Raw genomic sequence first — 18,885 nt, 5'->3', positions numbered from 1 at the left:
ATGCACGGTTTCCCCATTTTGTTCTATTCGGTTCTATGGCATTCAACGTTACTCTCAAGCAAAGCGGCCGGCAGTTCCAGGTCGAGTCGGACGAAACCGTGCTGGCGGCGGCGCTGCGCCAGAACGTCCACCTGCCGTACGGCTGCAAGAACGGCGCATGCGGCTCCTGCAAGGGGCAGATCGTGTCGGGCCAGATCGAACAGGGCCCGCACGCAGCATCGGCGCTGTCCAGCGACGAACGCACGCGCGGCCTCGCGCTGCTGTGCTGCTCGAAGGCGCAATGCGACCTCGAGATCGACGTGCGTGAAATCGCCGGCGTCGACGGCGTGCAGGTCAAGAAGCTGCCGTGCCGGGTCGCCGCGCTCGAGCGCCGCGGCGACGACGTGATGATCGTGAAGCTGCAGTTGCCGGCGAACGAACGCCTGCAATACCTGGCCGGCCAGTACGTCGAATTCATCCTGAAGGACGGCTCGCGCCGCAGCTACTCGATGGCGAACGCGCCGCACGAGGAAGGCCCGATCGAGCTGCACATCCGTCACATGCCGGGCGGCAAGTTCACCGATCACGTGTTCGGCGCGATGAAGGAACGCGACATCCTGCGCTTCGAAGGCCCGCTCGGTACGTTCTTCCTTCGCGAGGATTCCGACAAGCCGATCGTGCTGCTCGCGTCGGGCACCGGCTTCGCGCCGATCAAGGCGATCATCGAGCACGTGAAGCACGCGGGCATCACGCGCCCGATGACGCTCTACTGGGGCGCGCGCCGCAAGCAGGACATCTATCTCGGCGAACTCGCCGAGCAATGGGCGCGCGAGATCCCGAACTTCAAGTACGTGCCGGTGCTGTCCGAACCCGAAGACGCCGACCAGTGGACCGGCCGCACCGGCTTCGTCCACCGCGCGGTGATCGAGGATCTGCCCGACCTGTCCGGCTACCAGGTATACGCATGCGGCGCGCCGGTGATGGTCGAATCCGCGCAGCGCGACTTCACGCAACACCACGCGCTGCCGGCCGACGAGTTCTACGCCGACTCGTTCACGAGCGCCGCCGATCTCGTGAATCCGGTCTGAGCGCCGGGCGCACGCGCGCCCCGCTGCGCGCCGCCGTGTCACATCCGTGGCATCGCGGCGGTTTACAGTGGGGCGCGGGATGCCTTATGCTTGCGCACATGAACCGCTTCCTGTCCGCTCTCCGACGTCGCCGCTCGCCGCTCCTCCCGGATGCCGCCGGCTCGTCACGGACTCGCGCGTAACCCACCTCCGCTTCACCGGTTACGCACAAGCTGTTCGATCCACCAGCCACGGCCTTCCGTGGCTTTTTTATTGCCCGTTTCCCTTTCAACGCCCGCTGGAGTCTGTTGCCATGCCCCTGAACGATTACCCGATCGACTCGCTGATGTACATCACGAACCGCCCCGACATCGTGTTTACGCACGGCAAGGGCTCGTGGCTCTACGATCACACGGGCAAGCGCTATCTGGACTTCATCCAGGGTTGGGCGGTCAACAGCCTCGGTCACTGTAACGACGGCATCGTCGAAGCGCTGAAGACGCAGGCCGAAAAGCTGCTGAACCCGTCGCCGGCGTTCTACAACGAACCGATGGCGAAGCTCGCGGGCCTGCTCACGCAGCACAGCGTGTTCGACAAGGTGTTCTTCACCAACAGCGGCGCGGAAGCGAACGAAGGCGCGATCAAGCTCGCGCGCAAATGGGGCCGCAAGTTCAGGAACGGCGCATACGAGATCATCACGTTCGACCACAGCTTCCACGGCCGCACGCTCGCGACGATGTCCGCGAGCGGCAAGCCGGGCTGGGACACGATCTACGCACCGCAGGTGCCGGGCTTCCCGAAGGCCGAGCTGAACAACATCGAGTCGGTCGAGAAGCTGATCACCGACAAGACCGTCGCCGTGATGCTCGAGCCGATCCAGGGCGAAGGCGGCGTGATCCCCGCGACGCGTGAATTCATGCAGGCGCTGCGCGCGCTGACGCGGCAGCACAACCTGCTGCTGATCGTCGATGAAGTGCAAAGCGGCTGCGGCCGCGCCGGCACGTTGTTCGCGTACGAGCTGTCGGGCATCGAGCCGGACATCATGACGCTCGCGAAGGGCATCGGCGGCGGTGTACCGCTCGGCGCGCTGCTGTCGAAGGCCGACGTCGCGGTGTTCGAGGCCGGCGACCAGGGCGGCACCTACAACGGCAACCCGCTGATGACGGCGGCCGGCTATTCGGTGATCTCGCAACTCGTCGCGCCCGGCTTCCTCGAAGGCGTGCGTGCGCGCGGCGAATACCTGAAGCGCAAGCTGCTCGAGCTGTCGGAGGAGCGCGGCTTCGAGGGCGAACGCGGCGAAGGCATGCTGCGCGCGCTGCTGCTCGGCAAGGACATCGGCCCGCAGATCGTCGAGAAGGCACGCGACATGCAGCCCGACGGCCTGCTGCTGAACGCCGCGCGTCCGAACCTGCTGCGCTTCATGCCGGCGCTGAACGTCACGACCGAAGAAATCGACCAGATGATGGCGATGCTGCGGTCGATTCTCGACACGCTCTAAGGAGACCGCCGCGATGGATGCCGCCGCCGATGTCGTCACCATCCGTCCGTTCGAACGCGCCGACACCGCAGCGGTCCTCGCCGTCTGGCGCGACGCGTTCCCGAACTACAGCGCGGCCGGCGCGCCGCCGCATCGCGATCCGCTGCGATCGATCGAGCTGAAGTTCGCGACGCAGCCGGAGCTGTTCTTCGTCGCGATCTGCGGTGGCCGGCTGGTCGGCACGCTGATGGCGGGCTTCGACGGACATCGCGGCTGGCTCTACTCGTTCGGCGTGGCGAACGACGCGCGACGACTCGGCATCGGCCGCGCGTTGCTCGATCATGCCGAGCGCGCACTCGCCACGCGCGGCTGCCTGAAGATCAATCTCCAGGTGCTGCCGGGCAACGACGATGCATGCCGCTTCTATGCGGCGCTCGGCTATCGCGTCGAGGAGCGCATCACCTTCGGCAAGGCGCTGCCGGCTGCCTGACGGCGCCGGCCCGCCGGCGCACGCCGGCGTCAGCGCGTGATCGGCCCGGCGCCCGGCAGCGGGTTGCCGAGCGCGTCGGTCGGCACGGCCTGCTGCTCGAACGCCGCGAAATACGCGGCCCATTGCGACTCGCTCACGCGCACGAACAGCGCGCCGTCCTGCCACACGTCGTTGTGATCGTTGTGGTCGTCGCCGGCGCGATGCAGGTAGTTCGAGCCCGTCGAGCCCTGGTTCATGTGCGTGTCGTGAATCCCGTTGCCTTCCGAATAGGTGCGGCCGAACACGACCACGTCGAGCCCGTGCGACTGCGCCGCGTTCACGAGCCGCAGCAGCGACGGAATCGGCTCCGCGTGCTCGGTGCCGTCCATCACCGCGCTCGCGCGCCAGGTGCCCGTCTCGTTCAGGATGTCGCTGCGCAGATAGTCGAGCGCCGGCAGCGTGCTCTGCCCGGTGAGATCGGTATAGCCTTCGGCCGCCGCCGCGAGCGTCGCCGTGAGCGGATGGTGGAAATCGTAGACGAGCTTGTAGTTCAGCAAGTCGTCCGCGTCGTTGGTGCCGACGTTGATCGCGACGTCCCAGTCGCCGCCCGGCAATGCGAGCGTCAGGTGGACGTGATACTGGATCTCGCCGCCATGCGGCGAGCCCTTGAGCCGCGCCACCGACGTCACCTTGGCCTTCACGAAACCGTAGTCCAGACTCATGCGTGCTCTCCGTGTCCTGATGGATCGACCATGCTACGCAATCCGCGTCTCGGTTTGCGCAGCGCCGGCTGCCGGCATTCGCCTGCACGGCTTGCGTCCTGTCGAGACAATGGAGTCGCATCCGCGCGCACAGTTCGCCGCGCGGCGCGCCGCATGAAAAAAGGCTGCCACGGTATCCCGTGACAGCCTTTCGAAAGCACCCGGCGACGCGCCGGCATGCGCCGGCGCATCGCCGCGGCGTTCATTCGCCCAGATACGCGGCGCGCACCTTCGGGTCGTCGAGCATCTGCTTCGCGTCGCCTTCCATCGTCACCATGCCGGAATCCATCACGTAGCCACGGTCGGCGGCCTGCAGCGCGAGGCGTGCGTTCTGCTCGACCAGCAGCACCGTGATCCCTTCCTTCGAGATCTCGCGCACCACTTCGAAGATCTTCTCGACCATGATCGGCGACAGACCCATCGACGGCTCGTCGAGCAGCAGCAGCTTCGGCTTCGACAGGATCGCGCGCGACATCGCGAGCATCTGCTGCTCGCCGCCCGACAGCGTGCCGGCGAGCTGCGTCGCACGCTCCTTCAGACGCGGGAAGAAACCGAACATGCGGTCGACGTCCTTCTTGATCTGGTCCTTGTCGTTGCGCAGATAGGCGCCCATCTGCATGTTCTCGATGATCGACATCCGCGCGAAGATCCCGCGGCCTTCCGGCACCATCGCGAGGCCGCGCTTGAGCAGCTCGTGCGGCGGAATGCCCTTGATCGACTTGCCCTCGTACTCGATGTCGCCCGCCGAGTACGGCTTCAGGCCGGTGATCGCCTTCATCGTCGTGGTCTTGCCTGCGCCGTTCGCGCCGATCAGCGTCACGAGCTCGCCCTGGCGAACTTCCATGTCAACGCCCTTGACGGCCTGGATGCCGCCGTAGTTGACCTGCAAGCCCTTGATTTTCAACATTGCCGCTGCCATCAGTGCACCCCTGCGCCGAGATATGCCTCAATCACCTTCGGATCCTTCTGCACGTCCTGCGGCAGACCCTCGGCGATCACCTTGCCGTAATCGAGCACCGTCATCCGGTTGCACAAACCCATCACGAGCTTCACGTCGTGCTCGATCAGCAGGATCGTGCGGCCATCCGAGCGGATCTTGTCGAGCAGGCGCGTGAGTTCGACCTTCTCGGTCGCGTTCATCCCGGCCGCCGGCTCGTCGAGCGCGAGCAGCTTCGGATCGGTCGCGAGCGCACGGGCGATCTCGAGACGGCGCTGGTGGCCGTACGACAGGTTGCGCGACGTGTAGTCCGCGTACTGCAGCACGCCCACGTAATCGAGCAGCTCGATCGCGCGCTCCTTGATCTCGCGCTCTTCCTGGCGCTCGGCCGGCGTCTGGAACACTGCGCCGAGCAGGCCGTGCTTGGTGCGCACGTGGCGGCCCACCATCACGTTCTCGAGCGCCGTCATCCCGCCGAACAGGCGAATGTTCTGGAACGTACGGGCGATGCCGGCCTTCGCGACCTGGTGCACGGCCGTCGGCGTGTAGTTCTGGCCGTCCAGCTTGAAGTCGCCGGAGTCCGGCGTGTAGAGGCCGGTGATCACGTTGAAGAACGTGGTCTTGCCGGCGCCGTTCGGGCCGATCAGCCCGTAGATCTCGCCCTCCCTGATCTGGAGGCCGACGTCGGACAGCGCCTGCAGGCCGCCGAAGCGCTTGTTCACGCCCTGGACGGACAATCGGATTTGCTTGTCGCTCATGTGTGATATCCCCTTGTCCGTTGGTTAAGCGCGCACCGGCTTCTTGCTGTTGCGCTTCGCCAGTTTCGCGATCTTGTCCTCATGCTTCGGCGCCGGCCACAGGCCTTCGGAGCGATACAGCATGATGACGACCATCGCGAGGCCGTACAGCGCCTGACGGATCACTTCGGTGTCGACGATGTCGTGGCCGAACAGCGCGTGCTGCAGCGGGCTCATCGTCGAACGCAGGAATTCCGGGAAGATCGCGAGCAGCACCGCGCCGAGGATCACGCCGGGGATGTGGCCCATGCCGCCGAGCACGACGCATGCGAGCACGACGATCGATTCCCAGAACGTGAACGACTCGGGCGACACGAAGCCCTGGAACGCGCCGAACATCGCGCCCGACAGGCCGCCGAACGATGCGCCCATCGCGAACGCGAGCAGCTTCACGTTACGGGTGTTGATGCCCATCGCCTTCGCCGCGATTTCGTCTTCGCGGATCGCCGCCCATGCACGGCCGATACGCGAGTGCTGCAGACGCGTACAGACCCAGATCACCAGCAGCGAGCACAGCACGAACAGGTAGTAATACATGTAGACCGACGGCAGCTGGAAGCCGAAGAGCGAGTGCGTCTGCGACAGGTTGAAGCCGCCGATGTGCACCGGATCGATACCCGTGATCCCCTTCGGGCCGTTCGTGATGTTCACCGGACGGTCGAGGTTGTTCATGAAGATCCGGACGATTTCACCGAAGCCGAGCGTCACGATGGCCAGGTAGTCGCCGCGCAGGCGCAGCGTCGGCGCACCGAGCAGGATCCCGAAGGTCGCCGCCAGCGCCATCGCGATCGGCACGATGATCAGGAACGGGATGTGCAGCCCGTTCGGCGCGAGCGCCGCGATCCACTCGAACTGCGAGGTCAGGTGCGGCGAGCTCAGCAGCGCGGCCGTGTAGGCGCCCACCGCGTAGAACGCGATGTAGCCCAGGTCGAGCAGGCCGGCGAAGCCGACCACGACGTTCAGGCCCAGCGCGAGCATCACGTACAGCATCGCGAAGTCGAGCACGCGGACCCAGTAGTTGCCGCCTGCCGAGCCGATGATGATCGGCGCGGCAATCACGAAGGCCGCGGTCAGGATGCCGATGAGGACGGTCTTCGTCGTGTTGCGCTCTTCGACGAGCGACGTCGACGATTCGATCGGTTGAATGGATGTCATGTTGTTTGCTCCCCTTCCGTTACGCGCGGTCCGCGACACGTTCGCCCAGCAGGCCCGACGGACGGAACACCAGCACGATGATCAGCACCACGAACGCGAACACGTCCTGGTAGTTACTGCCGAACACGCCGCCCGTGAGGTTGCCGATGTAGCCCGCACCCAGCTGCTCGATCAGACCGAGCACCACGCCGCCGACCATCGCGCCGCCGAGGTTGCCGATCCCGCCGAGCACCGCCGCGGTGAACGCCTTCATGCCGGGGATGAAGCCCATGTAGAAGTGCACGTTGCCGTATTCGGACGCGATCATCACGCCGGCCAGCGCGGCGAGCGCGGAGCCGATCATGAACGTCGCCGAGATCACGAAGTTCGGGTTCACGCCCATCAGGCTCGCGGTGTTGGGGCTTTCGGCGATCGCACGCATCGCGCGGCCGAGCTTGGTCTTGTGCACCAGCAGCAGCAGGCCGGCCATCACGATGAACGCCACCGCGATGATCACGATTTCGGTCACCGAGATCACGGCGCCCGGCGTCGTGTCGGTTGCCTTGATCACGTTGATCGGATCGGTCGGCAGCAATTGCGGGAACGGCAGCGGGTTACGCGACCAGATGATCATCGCGGCCGTCTGCAGCAGGATCGACACGCCGATTGCGGTGATCAGCGGTGCGAGACGCGGCGCGCGGCGCAGCGGCCGGTATGCGACGCGCTCGATCGTGTAGCCCACGCACGCGCAGACGACCGCCGCGATACCCAGGCCGATCGTCAGCGTCGCGACGTTGCCGAGTTGGGGGAAGTGATTCTGCAGCACGGTGATCGCCGACAGGGCGACCATTGCGCCGATCATCAGCACGTCGCCGTGCGCGAAGTTGATGATGCCGAGAATGCCGTACACCATCGTGTAACCCAACGCGATGATGGCGTACACACTGCCGAGCACCAGCCCGTTGAGGATCTGTTGGATGAAAATATCCATTTAAAGCTCCTTGGCCCATGCTGCCGGATGACGTTGCGCCCCGCGGGTAAGCGAGGAATCGCGCCTTCTCGGCGACACTGCGGGTACTAGTCGATACCGGTAAGGGTGGATCGTCCCGGCGCGCACCGCCCGGCCTGTACGGCCGGGCTTGCCGCCGGAGCGGATACAAAAACGGCACCGCACTGTTTCGGTGCCATCATGAGTCCTGTCGCTAAATCGTCACGACGTCGAGGACGGTGTACTTGGCCTCCTTGAAGTCGTAGGGCAGCGTGCCGACACGCCCGGCGTCCGGCTGTCCGGAATCCGTGCCTTTTTCCGTCCGGGCCGCGGCGAACGCCGTGTCCGGGCCGATCAGGTTCCGCGCCGCGTCGCCCGCGGGCTCGACCACCTTGGCGACGCACGCGCCGATGTCGCCAAGGGTTTGTACTCCGATGCCGAACGGCGCCGCCTGCGCTGCAAGCCCGCCGTCCGCTGCCCGCGCGGCGCCGGAACCGGCTGCGCGAAGAACGCGCCCGACTTTCGTCCGGCACGCGTCGGAATTCATGGACCGAAACAGGCCGCCGGCCACGACGCGATGCGTCGTGCCGACACGCTGCCAGGTCGAATCGATATGAAAGGAGAGCGGTGCCATCTGCACGTCGCCTGCGTTGCCGCGGGTCTTGCCGCGAATCTGGCCGCAAAGCGCACGCGCCGGCGGTGTGCCGCGTGCCGCCGTCGTCGCCTCGCGGTTGCCCGCGCGGGCTGCGGCAATCGCCGTGCCCGTTGCGCTGCCGCGCGCGGCGCACCGTGCCGAATGCATGCCGTGCTTCGGGCGCTGCGCGTTGAATGCGTCGCTCGCCAAACCTGCCCCGTTATCCGTATCACTGTCCGATTGCGCGATGCGGCACACGGCCCGCCGCGCATGACCGGTGATGGCAACGCGCACGTCGTTGGCTGCCGGAACCGCATATGCCACTACTGCCCTGCCATCGCTCTTTTTGCTGCCCCGGCCGAGCATTGCAACCGGTGCGGCGACGGACATGGCGTACACCAACTTCACATGCATTGAATAGGTCTCCCGCGCCTTGCCAAAACCCGATTTCAAAGCCATTCCGGCCTGAAAACGGGCGCATTGTAACTCCATTTACAAGACGCCAATAATCCTGATGCGATGGGGTTTTCCTGCATTGCAACCAATTTTGAGAGGGGCTTAATCGCGCGGATAGCAACCCGGTTGCACCAATGGTGTGAATAATGGTTGCGCCTGCATTTTCGCGGTGCAAAAAAAAGCGCGCCGGGAGGCGCGCTTCGGGTATTGCGAAAGCGGAGCGGACAATCAGGCGGCGGGCGGCAGATTCAGCCCGCGCGGCAGCGGAAACGCCACGTTTTCCTCGATGCCTTCGAGTGCGCGGACATTGCGCACGCCGAGTTCGCGCAGCCGGGCGATCACGGCCTGCGCGAGCACTTCCGGCGCCGATGCGCCGGCCGTCACGCCGATGCGGCGCTTGCCGGCGACCCACGCCGGATCGATCTGCTCGGGCGCGTCGACCATGTACGCGGCCACGCCGCGCTTCTCCGCGACTTCGCGCAGGCGGCTGGAATTCGAACTGTTCGGGCTGCCGACCACGATCACGACGTCGCACTGCGGCGCCATGAACTTCACCGCGTCCTGGCGGTTCTGCGTCGCATAGCAGATGTCCTGCTTCTTCGGCTCGCGGATCTTCGGGTACTTCGCCTTCAGCGCGCCGATGATTTCGGCTGCGTCATCAACGGACAGCGTCGTTTGCGTGACGAGCGCGATGCGCTCGGGATCGGCGAGTTCGAGCTTCTGGACGTCCTCGACGCTTTCGACCAGATGCATGCCGCGCTCGACCTGCCCCATCGTGCCTTCGACTTCCGGGTGGCCCTTGTGGCCGATCATCACGATGTCGACGCCGTCCTGGCGCATCTTCGCGACTTCGACGTGCACTTTCGTGACGAGCGGGCAGGTCGCGTCGTAAATGCGCAGGCCGCGCACGTCGGCCTCGTCGCGCACGGCTTTCGACACGCCATGCGCACTGAAGATCACCGTGTTGCCGGCCGGCACTTCCTCGAGCTCTTCGACGAAGATCGCGCCCTTCTTCCTCAGATCCTCGACCACGTACTTGTTGTGGACGATTTCGTGACGCACGTAGATCGGTGCACCGTGCATCGCGATCGCGCGCTCGACGATCTCGATCGCGCGGTCGACACCGGCGCAGAAGCCGCGCGGCTGTGCCAGCAGGATTTCGGCATCGGCTGCGACGGTCTGCCCGGGCAGCGTATCGGTGTTGCTCATGGTTACAGAATTCCGATGATTTTCACTTCGAACGTGAGCGCTTGGCCCGCGAGCGGATGATTGAAATCGAACAGGGCCGAGGTTTCGCTGACTTCCTTCAGCACACCTGCATAGCGGCCGCCGTCCGGCGCGTTGAATTCGATCAGGTCGCCCGGCGTGAAGTCTTCGCCGACCATGCCGTTCTCACGCAGCGTCGACAGCGTCACGCGCTGCAGCATCTCGGGATTGCGGGGACCGAACCCTTGCTCCGGCGTTAGCTGAAAAGTCGAATGGTCGCCGACCCGCAGCCCGAGCAGAATCTGTTCCAGCGACGGCGCCAGTTGTCCAGCGCCGAGCAGCAGCGTGGCTGGCTTGTCGGAAAAGGTGTTGACGATGTCGGCGCCGTCGGCCAGCGCAAGCCGGTAATGCAGCGTGACATGGGAACCGGGCTTCACTTCGGATAGATCGATGAGGCTCATGAATGACTCGTGTTCGTCGGCGCCCGAACGGGCCGCAAGGCCCGGCGCAAAGTCAATATTGTAAGTCACCTTCGCGCGCAAGGCTGAAAGTGCGACGACGTCGCGCCCGCGCCCGCCGCCATTGGAGTTTCGAACATGCCTTCATCCTGCGTCGCCGCCCCGGCGACGGAATGTCGCGACCTCGCGGACCCCGCGCCCGCTCCGGCCCACCGGGTCGCCATCGAGTGGCCGCGCAAGCGGCGCGCGCGGAACTGGAAGCCGCACCTGCCGCGCGAGCGGCTGCTCGAACGCGGGCCGGCGGCGCTGACCGACGCGGAACTGGTCGCGCTGCTGCTCGGCACCGGCGGCGGCGGCCGCGACGTGTTCGACAGCGCGCGCGCCCTGCTCGCCCGGTTCGGCGACTCGCTGCGCGACATGCTCGATGCGCAGCCCGGCGTATTCACCACGCATCCCGGCATCGGCGACGCGCGCGCCGCGGTGCTGATCGCCGTGACCGAGATCACGCGGCGCGCGCTGGTCGAGAAGGCGCGCAGGCGGATGCCGATCGACTCGCCCGGCGCGGTGGAGGACTATCTGCGGCTCAGGATCGGCATGCGCCCGTACGAAGTGTTCGTCACGCTGTATCTGGATGCGCGGCACGGCCTCATCGAGGTCGAGGAAAGCGCGCGCGGCTCGCTCACGCGGATGGCCGTCTATCCGCGCGAAATCGTGCGGCGCGCGCTGATGCTCAATGCCGCGTCGCTGATCATCGCGCACAATCATCCGTCGGGCGCCGTGCAGCCGAGCGCGGAAGACCGTCGGCTCACGCGCGTGCTGCACGAGGCGCTCGCGCTCGTCGACGCGAAGCTGCTCGATCACGTCGTGGTCGGCACGGCCGATACATTTTCCTTCGCACGCGCCGGTTGGCTGTAGACTGTGGCCCGGCGAACCGTTTGCGGGTCGCCGCGACGGCAACGCGAAATTAGGTTTGATTTTTCTGAACTTTTTCTGCTAGAATCGCCGTCTGTCTTTTTTCCAACCAGTTCTAGCCATCGAAGGGCCTTGTCTGTAAGGGCTTCGGCGTTCTGAGTGCAGCCATGGATCACGTGGCGGTGCGATGAGAACCTTCACCGGCGATCGAACCCCGAATTTAGCGTATTAGGAGTGCTCTCATGGCACGCGTATGCCAAGTAACTGGGAAAGCGCCGATGAGCGGCAACAACGTTTCCCACGCCAACAACAAGACGAAGCGCCGCTTCCTGCCGAACCTGCAAAACCGCCGGTTCTGGGTAGAGAGCGAAAACCGCTGGGTGCGCCTGCGCGTTTCGAACGCCGGCCTGCGCCTGATCGACAAGAACGGCATCGATTCCGTGCTCGCTGACCTGCGCGCACGCGGCGAAGCCTAAGCCCAAGGAGCACAATCATGGCAAAAGGCGCACGCGACAAGATCAAGCTCGAGTCGACCGCTGGTACGGGTCATTTCTACACGACCACGAAGAACAAGCGCAACATGCCGGAAAAGATGGCGATCAAGAAGTTCGATCCCGTCGTCCGCAAGCATGTGGAATACAAAGAAACCAAGATCAAGTAATCTCCTGGTTTCTGCAGCCTGACGGCGACCGAAAAGCCCCGCACATGCGGGGCTTTTCGTTTTGCACGCACGTTTCCGCACGCACATGCAAGCCCGACGCGGTATGCTCTCCCCTTTCCGTCGCGACGGCCGACGGAGCGCACGAGACCTGAAGCGTAAAGATGGAGATAGCATGAAATTCGATGTAGCGATCGTCGGCAGCGGCCTGGCAGGGCTGTCGGTCGCGCTGAATCTGGCCAGCACGCGGCGCGTCGCGCTGATCGCGAAACGATCGATGATGGAAGGCGCCAGCGACTACGCACAAGGCGGCATCGCCGCCGTGCTCGACTCGGCGGACAGCATCGAGAATCATGTCGACGACACGCTCGTCGCCGGCGGCGGGCTATGCGACGAAGGCGCGACGCGCTACATCGTCGAGCACGGCCGAGAAGCGATCGAATGGCTGATCTCCCACGGCGTGCCGTTCACGAAGGACGACGCGGCCGAACTTGGCTTCCACCTCACGCGCGAAGGCGGCCATAGCCACCGCCGGATCATCCACGCGGCCGACGCGACCGGCCATGCGGTGCTCGCGACGCTGTCCGAGCGCGCACGCCAGCATCCGAACATCACGTTCTTCGAGAACCACCACGCGATCGACCTGATCACGTCGGACCGGCTCGGCCTGCCCGGCCGGCGCTGTCACGGGTTGTACGCGCTCGACGTCGACAACGACCGCACGATCACCATCGAGGCGCCGCACACGGTGCTCGCCACCGGTGGCGCCGGCAAGGTCTATCTGTACACGACCAATCCCGACACCGCGACCGGCGACGGTATCGCGATGGCGTGGCGCGCAGGCTGCCGCGTGTCGAACATGGAGTTCATCCAGTTCCATCCGACCTGCCTGTTCCATCCGTATGCGAAGTCGTTCCTGATTTCGGAAGCCGTGCGCGGCGAAGGCGGCCTGCTGAAACTGCCCGACGGCACGCGCTTCATGCCCGCGCACGATCCGCGCGCCGAGCTGGCGCCGCGCGACATCGTCGCGCGCGCGATCGACTTCGAAATCAAGAAGCGCGGCATCGACTGCGTGTATCTCGACATCAGCCATCAGCCGGAGGCGTTCCTGCGCGAGCACTTCCCGACGATCTACGCGCGCTGCCTCGAATTCGGCATCGACATCGCGAAGCAGCCGATTCCGGTCGTGCCGGCCGCTCACTACACGTGCGGCGGCGTCGTCACCGACCTCGCCGGACGCACCGACCTCACCGGCCTGTATGCGGTCGGCGAAACGTCGTACACCGGGCTGCACGGCGCCAACCGGCTCGCGAGCAACTCGCTGCTCGAATGTCTCGTGATCGGCCGCGCGGCCGCCGAGGCGATCGAAGCGGCGGGCTTCGACACCCAGACGCCGGCCGAGCTGCCCGCATGGGACGAAAGCCGCGTGTCCGATGCGGACGAGGAAGTCGTCGTCGCGCACAACTGGGACGAACTGCGCCGCCTGATGTGGAATTACGTCGGCATCGTGCGCACCGACAAGCGCCTGGAACGCGCGAAGCACCGGCTGTCGCTGCTGCGCGACGAGATCCAGGAGTATTACGCGAACTTCCGCGTGACGCGCGATCTGCTCGAACTGCGCAATCTCGTCGATGTCGCGACGCTGATCGTGAAGAGCGCGTATTCGCGCCGCGAAAGCCGCGGGCTGCACTTCAGCCGCGACTGGCCGCACACGCTGCCGAAGGCGCTGCCGAGCGTGCTCACGCCGCGCTCGCGCCGCTGAGCGGCTACGCAGGTCGCAAAAAAAAGCCGCCGGCGTGCAAGCGCCGGCGGCCTTTTCATATCGGACGACAGGTCGGGCTCAGTCGACGATGCGCATCGAATAGTCCGTTGCGCGCACGTCCTTCGTCAGCGCGCCGATCGAGATGCGGTCCACGCCCGTCTCCGCGAACGTGCGCACCGTATCGAAATTGACGCCGCCCGACACTTCGAGCACCGCCTTGCCGGCCGCGACGCGCACGGCCTCGCGCATCATGTCGAGCGTGAAGTTGTCGAGCAGCACCGACTGCGCGCCATGGGCGAGCGCCGTGTCGAGCTGCGCGAGCGTCTCGACCTCGATCTGCACCGGCACGCCGGCGTTCAGCGCGAACGCGGCGTCGAGCGCCTCGCCCACTCCGCCGGCCGCCGCGATGTGGTTTTCCTTGATCAGAATCCCGTCGTACAGCGCGAGCCGCTGGTTCTCGCCGCCGCCGACGCGCACCGCGTACTTCTGCGCGAGCCGCAGGCCCGGCAGCGTCTTGCGCGTATCGAGGATCTTCGCGCGCGTGCCTTCGACACGATCGACGTAACGGCGCGTCGCCGTCGCGACGCCCGACAGCAACTGCAGGAAGTTCAAGCCGTTGCGCTCGGCGGTGAGCAGCGCACGCGCCGGCCCGTCGAGCTCGCAGACGGTCGAGTCGGCCATCATCCGGTCGCCTTCGCGATAGCGCCACTGCACGACGATCGACGGATCGATGCGCGCGATCACGGCCTCGAACCACGGCACGCCGCACAGTACCGCTTCCTCGCGGACGATGATGCGCGCACGCCGCCGCTCGTCGGCCGGCACGAGGCGTCCGGTCTGGTCGCCAGCGCCGACGTCTTCGGCAATCGCGTCGGCGACGTTGCGCGCGATCGCTTCGTCGAATGCCGCGCCGTATTGCACACGGACGCTGTCGAACAGCGGGGATACCGCGTCGCTCATGCCGCCCCCACGTTCGCGAACAGTTGCTGATCGCGCTGCAGATCGCCGCTCGCCTGCACGCGCTTCTTGTGGGCCGCTGCGAAATCGAGCATCCGGTCGATCGGCACGCGCGCACGCGCGGCGATCACCGGATCGACGAAGATCTCGTTGTGGCCGCGCTCGAGCACGTCGGCGAGGTTCGCGAGGCCGTTCATGGCCATCCACGGGCAATGCGCGCAGCTCTTGCAGGTTGCGCTGTTGCCTGCCGTCGGCGCGGCGATGAAGGTCTTGCCCGGTGCGGCGAGCTGCATCTTGTGCAGAATGCCGAGATCGGTCGCGACGATGAAGTGCGTCGCGTCGAGCTTCACCGCGGCGTCGATCAACTGCGTCGTCGAACCGACGACGTCCGCCTGCGCGACGACGTTTTCCGGCGACTCGGGGTGCACGAGCACCTTCGCGTCCGAGTATTCGGCGCGCAGCAAGTCGAGCTCGATGCCCTTGAATTCGTCGTGCACGAGGCACGAGCCTTGCCACAGCAGCATGTCCGCGCCGGTCTTCTTCTGGATATAGCTGCCGAGATGGCGATCCGGCGCCCAGATGATCTTTTCGCCGCGTGCGTGCAGGTCGGCGACGATCTCGAGGCCGATCGACGACGTGACCATCCAGTCCGCGCGCGCTTTCACGGCGGCGCTGGTGTTCGCATAGACGACGACGGTGCGATCGGGATGGGCGTCGCAGAACGCCGAGAATTCGTCGGCCGGGCAGCCGAGGTCGAGCGAGCAGGTGGCGTCGAGATCGGGCATCAGCACGCGCTTGCCGGGGCTGAGGATCTTCGCGGTTTCGCCCATGAAGCGCACGCCGGCGACGACGAGCGTTTGTGCGTCGTGGTCGCGGCCGAAGCGGGCCATTTCGAGCGAATCGGCGACGCATCCGCCGGTTTCGTCGGCCAGTTCCTGCAGTTCGGCGTCCACGTAATAGTGGGCGACCAGCACGGCCTTTTCGCGTGCGAGCAGCGTCTTGATGCGTGCCTTGAGAGCGGCGCGCTCTTCGGCGGACGGTGCATCGGGCACTTTGGCCCATGCTTGCCCGACGCTACAGACGGTCCCGGCCGAGACCGGTCGGTCGTACTCGACGGCTTTGATCGTCGATTCCATCTCCATATCTCCTGTCGACCCACGTTAGCGCTTTAGCGCTTACGTGAGTCCCATGCTTCGCGGTCGACCCACGTTGGCGCTTCAGCGCTTGCGTGGGTCCCATGCTTTGCGGTCGGCCCACCTTGGCGCTTCAGCGCCTACGTGAACTCCACACTTCCCGGTCGCCCGAAGTTTCAACCCTATTCCGCCGCCTTCATCCGACCTGGACAGAACGTCGGCCCAAAAGAAAAAACCCCGCCAGCGCGGGGTTTGTGACGTCCTAAGATTCTAATCGATTTCGAATCAGGCGTAGCGACGCAGGCGCGTCGCAAATTCCTGCAGCGACTTGATGCCGCTTTGTTCCGCGCGATGGCACCAATCCTGCAATTGCGCGAGCAGCTGTTCTCGCGATGCGGTAGAGCGATCCCAGATCGCAGCCAGATCCTGGCGCAGCTGGTAGTACGTATGCAACTTCTGGCTGTTCGCGAAAATCTCCGGGAGCAGCTTCTTCTGCGGCTCGTCGAGACCGTCGGCATCCTTGTGGAACCACTTGCGCGCGCCGCGCATCAGCTGGTACTTGTCACGCGAACCGAGCTCCTTCAGATGCGCAAGCTCCTGACGGTACGCACGCTTGACGGCCTTGCCGTAGCGCGCCATCACTTCGTAGCGGTTCGACAGCACGGCCTGCAGCGTTTCCTGGTCGAGCACCGTCTTCGGCTTGTTCAGGCGCGGCGTCGGCGCGATCTTCTTCACCTTCGCGAGGCTGAATGCCGACATGATGCGGATGTACATCCAGCCGATGTCGAACTCGTACCACTTGTTCGACAGCTTCGCCGACGTCGCGAACGTGTGGTGGTTGTTGTGCAGCTCTTCGCCACCGATCACGATGCCCCACGGGAACAGGTTCGTGCTCGCATCGGCCGAGTTGAAGTTGCGGTAGCCCCAGAAGTGGCCGAAACCGTTCACGACACCGGCGGCCCAGAACGGGATCCAGACCATCTGCACGGCCCACACGGTCAGACCGAGCACGCCGAACAGCGCGACGTCGATCACCATCATCAGGCTCACGCCGAGGATCGGATACTTCGAGTACACGTTGCGCTCGATCCAGTCGTTCGGCGTGCCGTGACTGAACTTGCGCATCGTCTCCTCGTTCTTCGCTTCGGCGCGATACAGCTCGGCGCCTTCGAGGAATACCTTCCAGATGCCGCGCGTCTGCGGGCTGTGCGGGTCTTCCTCGGTTTCGCACTTCGCGTGATGCTTGCGGTGGATCGCGGCCCACTGACCCGTCAGCATGCCGGTCGTCATCCACAGCCATACGCGGAAGAAGTGGCTGGCGATCGGATGCAGCTCCAGCGCGCGGTGCGCCTGGCAGCGGTGCAGATACACCGTCACGCCGATGATCGTCACGTGCGTGACGGCCAGCGCGAACAGCGCGACCTGCCACCACGAAAAGCGCAGAAGCCCGTGGGAAAGAAAATCGAGCAGGGAATTCAACAAGGCAGTTACCTGTGGTGAGAGCGATGCCGGCCAAGCCGACGTCAGAAAAATGAAAGCATACCGCGTGTAGACCGGAATTTTACTTCAACCGTTCCAAGTCTTTGTAAAAAATGAATATTTTCTTGTCATGACGCAACGACGATAGTCCACCTCCGGACCGGTGACGGCCAACGATCCGGTTGTGGCCGCCGCTGCGTCAGACTCGCAGCGCCCGCCGCGCTACGCCGCCGACGCATGCCCGGCCGGGGCGCTGGCATCGGCCGAAACCGGCGAGCCTTCCGCCACCACGCCGGTCGCGCCAAAACCAAAACCTTCCGGCAGCCCGACCACGCGCACTTCCCGCTGCGGAAACGGGATCGAGATGCCGTGCTCGGTGAACAGCCGCCAGATGTTGCGATTCACGGCCGAACGCACGCCCGACGTGCCCTTCGCCGAATCCTCGATCCAGAAACCCAGCTCGAGGTCGATCCCGTCCGCCCCGAAGCCGACCAGATACGGCGTCGGCGCCGGTTCGTCGAGCACGCGCGGCACGCCCTGCGCCGCTTCTGCCAGCAAGGCGAGTGCCTGCTCGACGTCGCTCGTGTAGGCGACCTGGACCGCGAGCTTCGCATAGCCGCGCGTCAGGTACGACGACTGGTTCTGCACGACGTCCGTGATCAGTTTTTCGTTCGGAATCAGCGTCTCGTTGCCGTCCAGCCCGCGCACGACCGTATAACGCGTGCGGATCTGCGTGACGACGCCTTGCAGGCCGCCGACGCTGATCGCATCGCCGAGCCGCAGCGAACGATCGAGCAGGATGATGAAGCCCGATACGTAGTTGCTGGCGATCTTCTGCAAGCCGAAGCCGAGGCCGACGCCGAGCGCGCCGCCGAACACGCCGAGCACGGTCACGTCGATGCCGACCAGCGACAGGCCGATCAGGACCGCCGCGAACACCAGCAGCGCGCGGCCGACCCGCGACATCACGACCTTCAGGTTCGCGTCGAGCGTGGTCGCGCGCGCAAGACGCTCCTCCAGCACCGAGCCGAGCCACATCGCGACCATCAGCGTCACGCAGACCCACAGCGCGCCGGAGATCACCGACAGCAGCGTCAGATGCGCGTTCGCGACGCGAAACTGCACGCTGTCGAGCCAGCCGAGCACGTCGCGCTGGATGCCGAGCACGGTCAGCACCATCGCGACCCAAACGACGCTCGACACGATCTTCTCGACGATCGACAGCCACGCATGCGTGTGTCCGTCGCGCGCGAACACGCGCCGCGCGAAGAAGAACAGCACGTAGATCAAGCCGATGCCGAACAGCGGCACCAGCGCGAGCGACAGCAGCGACGTCGACATGAACGGCTCGAAACCGAGCTCCGCAATGCCGACGAACACCCCGCCGAACAGCGGAAACAGCGCACGCTGCAGGCTCTGCGCGCCCGCGCCGGGTGCGCGGCCGGCCGCCCGGCGGCGCGCGTCGATGCGCGCATGCGCGAAGCGCGCGGCGAGCCACGCGAAGCACAGCGCGCCGACGAGGATCGCCGCCTGCCAGATCATCACCGGCTGGTGGAAATCGCGAATCACCGACGCCAGCCGGTGCGACAGCAGACGGCTCTGCAGACTCTCCATCATGCCG

The 18,885-nt window shown here is 65.4% G+C and carries 19 protein-coding genes; 7 read left to right on the top strand and 12 right to left on the bottom strand.

All coding sequences use genetic code 11. The annotated features are described in order from the left end of the window. Positions 1-35: 35 nt before the first annotated feature. From MBR110_RS05585 to MBR110_RS05575, 3 genes are all read left to right on the top strand, one after another. On the top strand, positions 36-1,067 hold the full coding sequence (locus MBR110_RS05585; RefSeq protein ID WP_011885754.1) for a CDP-6-deoxy-delta-3,4-glucoseen reductase: 1,032 nt from the start codon (positions 36-38) through the stop codon (positions 1,065-1,067). A gap of 292 nt (positions 1,068-1,359) precedes the next feature. After that, a complete protein-coding gene (locus MBR110_RS05580) occupies positions 1,360-2,544 on the top strand; it encodes an acetylornithine transaminase (RefSeq protein ID WP_011885755.1) in 1,185 nt (394 codons plus the stop codon). 13 nt (positions 2,545-2,557) lie between these two features. Beyond that, positions 2,558-3,013, top strand: coding sequence for a GNAT family acetyltransferase (locus tag MBR110_RS05575; protein ID WP_059455001.1), 456 nt, complete (start codon positions 2,558-2,560; stop codon positions 3,011-3,013). A gap of 29 nt (positions 3,014-3,042) precedes the next feature. On the opposite strand, the gene MBR110_RS05570 is transcribed toward MBR110_RS05575, so the two are convergent. The 8 genes from MBR110_RS05570 to MBR110_RS05535 all read right to left on the bottom strand — a co-directional run bounded on the left by MBR110_RS05570 (position 3,043) and on the right by MBR110_RS05535 (position 10,366). Next, the gene (locus tag MBR110_RS05570) at positions 3,043-3,714 is read right to left on the bottom strand and encodes a DUF2278 family protein (RefSeq protein WP_175898873.1); all 672 of its coding nucleotides are present in this window, start codon (positions 3,712-3,714) and stop codon (positions 3,043-3,045) included. Between the two features lie 241 nt (positions 3,715-3,955). Then, on the bottom strand, positions 3,956-4,672 hold the full coding sequence (locus MBR110_RS05565) for an ABC transporter ATP-binding protein (protein ID WP_176044422.1): 717 nt from the start codon (positions 4,670-4,672) through the stop codon (positions 3,956-3,958). After that, a complete protein-coding gene (locus MBR110_RS05560) occupies positions 4,672-5,448 on the bottom strand; it encodes an ABC transporter ATP-binding protein (RefSeq protein WP_011885759.1) in 777 nt (258 codons plus the stop codon). The genes MBR110_RS05565 and MBR110_RS05560 overlap by 1 nt, the downstream gene beginning before the upstream one ends. 24 nt (positions 5,449-5,472) lie before the next feature. Further along, a complete protein-coding gene (locus tag MBR110_RS05555; RefSeq protein WP_011885760.1) occupies positions 5,473-6,642 on the bottom strand; it encodes an ABC transporter permease subunit in 1,170 nt (389 codons plus the stop codon). A gap of 19 nt (positions 6,643-6,661) precedes the next feature. Beyond that, positions 6,662-7,612: a branched-chain amino acid ABC transporter permease gene (locus MBR110_RS05550; protein WP_011885761.1), complete on the bottom strand. Its 951-nt coding sequence runs from the start codon at positions 7,610-7,612 to the stop codon at positions 6,662-6,664. 211 nt (positions 7,613-7,823) lie between these two features. Continuing rightward, positions 7,824-8,657 carry a hypothetical protein gene (locus MBR110_RS05545; RefSeq protein ID WP_011885762.1) on the bottom strand — a complete coding sequence of 278 codons (834 nt, stop codon included), beginning with the start codon at positions 8,655-8,657 and terminating at the stop codon, positions 7,824-7,826. A gap of 270 nt (positions 8,658-8,927) precedes the next feature. Beyond that, positions 8,928-9,908 carry a 4-hydroxy-3-methylbut-2-enyl diphosphate reductase gene (gene ispH, locus MBR110_RS05540; protein ID WP_011885763.1) on the bottom strand — a complete coding sequence of 327 codons (981 nt, stop codon included), beginning with the start codon at positions 9,906-9,908 and terminating at the stop codon, positions 8,928-8,930. Positions 9,909-9,910: 2 nt separating this feature from the next. Continuing rightward, complete coding sequence (locus MBR110_RS05535) at positions 9,911-10,366, bottom strand: FKBP-type peptidyl-prolyl cis-trans isomerase (RefSeq protein ID WP_011885764.1); 456 nt, start codon at positions 10,364-10,366, stop codon at positions 9,911-9,913. Positions 10,367-10,501: 135 nt separating this feature from the next. Here MBR110_RS05535 and radC point away from each other — a divergent pair, with 135 nt between their 5' ends. The 4 genes from radC (at position 10,502) to nadB (ending at position 13,695) form a co-directional block, all read left to right on the top strand. Then, positions 10,502-11,278: a RadC family protein gene (gene radC / locus MBR110_RS05530; protein WP_011885765.1), complete on the top strand. Its 777-nt coding sequence runs from the start codon at positions 10,502-10,504 to the stop codon at positions 11,276-11,278. Between the two features lie 239 nt (positions 11,279-11,517). Next, positions 11,518-11,751 carry a 50S ribosomal protein L28 gene (rpmB, locus tag MBR110_RS05525; RefSeq protein ID WP_004186391.1) on the top strand — a complete coding sequence of 78 codons (234 nt, stop codon included), beginning with the start codon at positions 11,518-11,520 and terminating at the stop codon, positions 11,749-11,751. Between the two features lie 17 nt (positions 11,752-11,768). Beyond that, entirely contained in the window at positions 11,769-11,936 is a 168-nt protein-coding gene (gene rpmG, locus MBR110_RS05520) for a 50S ribosomal protein L33 (protein WP_006478046.1), read from the top strand. A 172-nt stretch (positions 11,937-12,108) separates the two neighbouring features. Further along, complete coding sequence (nadB, locus tag MBR110_RS05515; protein ID WP_011885766.1) at positions 12,109-13,695, top strand: L-aspartate oxidase; 1,587 nt, start codon at positions 12,109-12,111, stop codon at positions 13,693-13,695. 78 nt (positions 13,696-13,773) lie between these two features. On the opposite strand, the gene nadC is transcribed toward nadB, so the two are convergent. The 4 genes from nadC to MBR110_RS05495 all read right to left on the bottom strand — a co-directional run bounded on the left by nadC (position 13,774) and on the right by MBR110_RS05495 (position 18,878). Then, a complete protein-coding gene (nadC, locus tag MBR110_RS05510) occupies positions 13,774-14,655 on the bottom strand; it encodes a carboxylating nicotinate-nucleotide diphosphorylase (RefSeq protein ID WP_059607004.1) in 882 nt (293 codons plus the stop codon). Continuing rightward, on the bottom strand, positions 14,652-15,788 hold the full coding sequence (gene nadA / locus MBR110_RS05505; RefSeq protein ID WP_059734270.1) for a quinolinate synthase NadA: 1,137 nt from the start codon (positions 15,786-15,788) through the stop codon (positions 14,652-14,654). The genes nadC and nadA overlap by 4 nt, the downstream gene beginning before the upstream one ends. A 282-nt stretch (positions 15,789-16,070) precedes the next feature. Continuing rightward, positions 16,071-17,267, bottom strand: coding sequence for a DesA family fatty acid desaturase (locus MBR110_RS05500; RefSeq protein ID WP_069246302.1), 1,197 nt, complete (start codon positions 17,265-17,267; stop codon positions 16,071-16,073). A 219-nt stretch (positions 17,268-17,486) separates the two neighbouring features. After that, a complete protein-coding gene (locus tag MBR110_RS05495; RefSeq protein WP_011885770.1) occupies positions 17,487-18,878 on the bottom strand; it encodes a mechanosensitive ion channel family protein in 1,392 nt (463 codons plus the stop codon). Between the last annotated feature and the right edge of the window lie 7 nt (positions 18,879-18,885).

This window comes from Burkholderia sp. MBR-1 (assembly GCF_013822785.1).
GTDB classification, from domain to species: Bacteria; Pseudomonadota; Gammaproteobacteria; order Burkholderiales; family Burkholderiaceae; genus Burkholderia; species Burkholderia vietnamiensis.
This window is presented reverse-complemented; position numbering and strand designations above follow the sequence as displayed.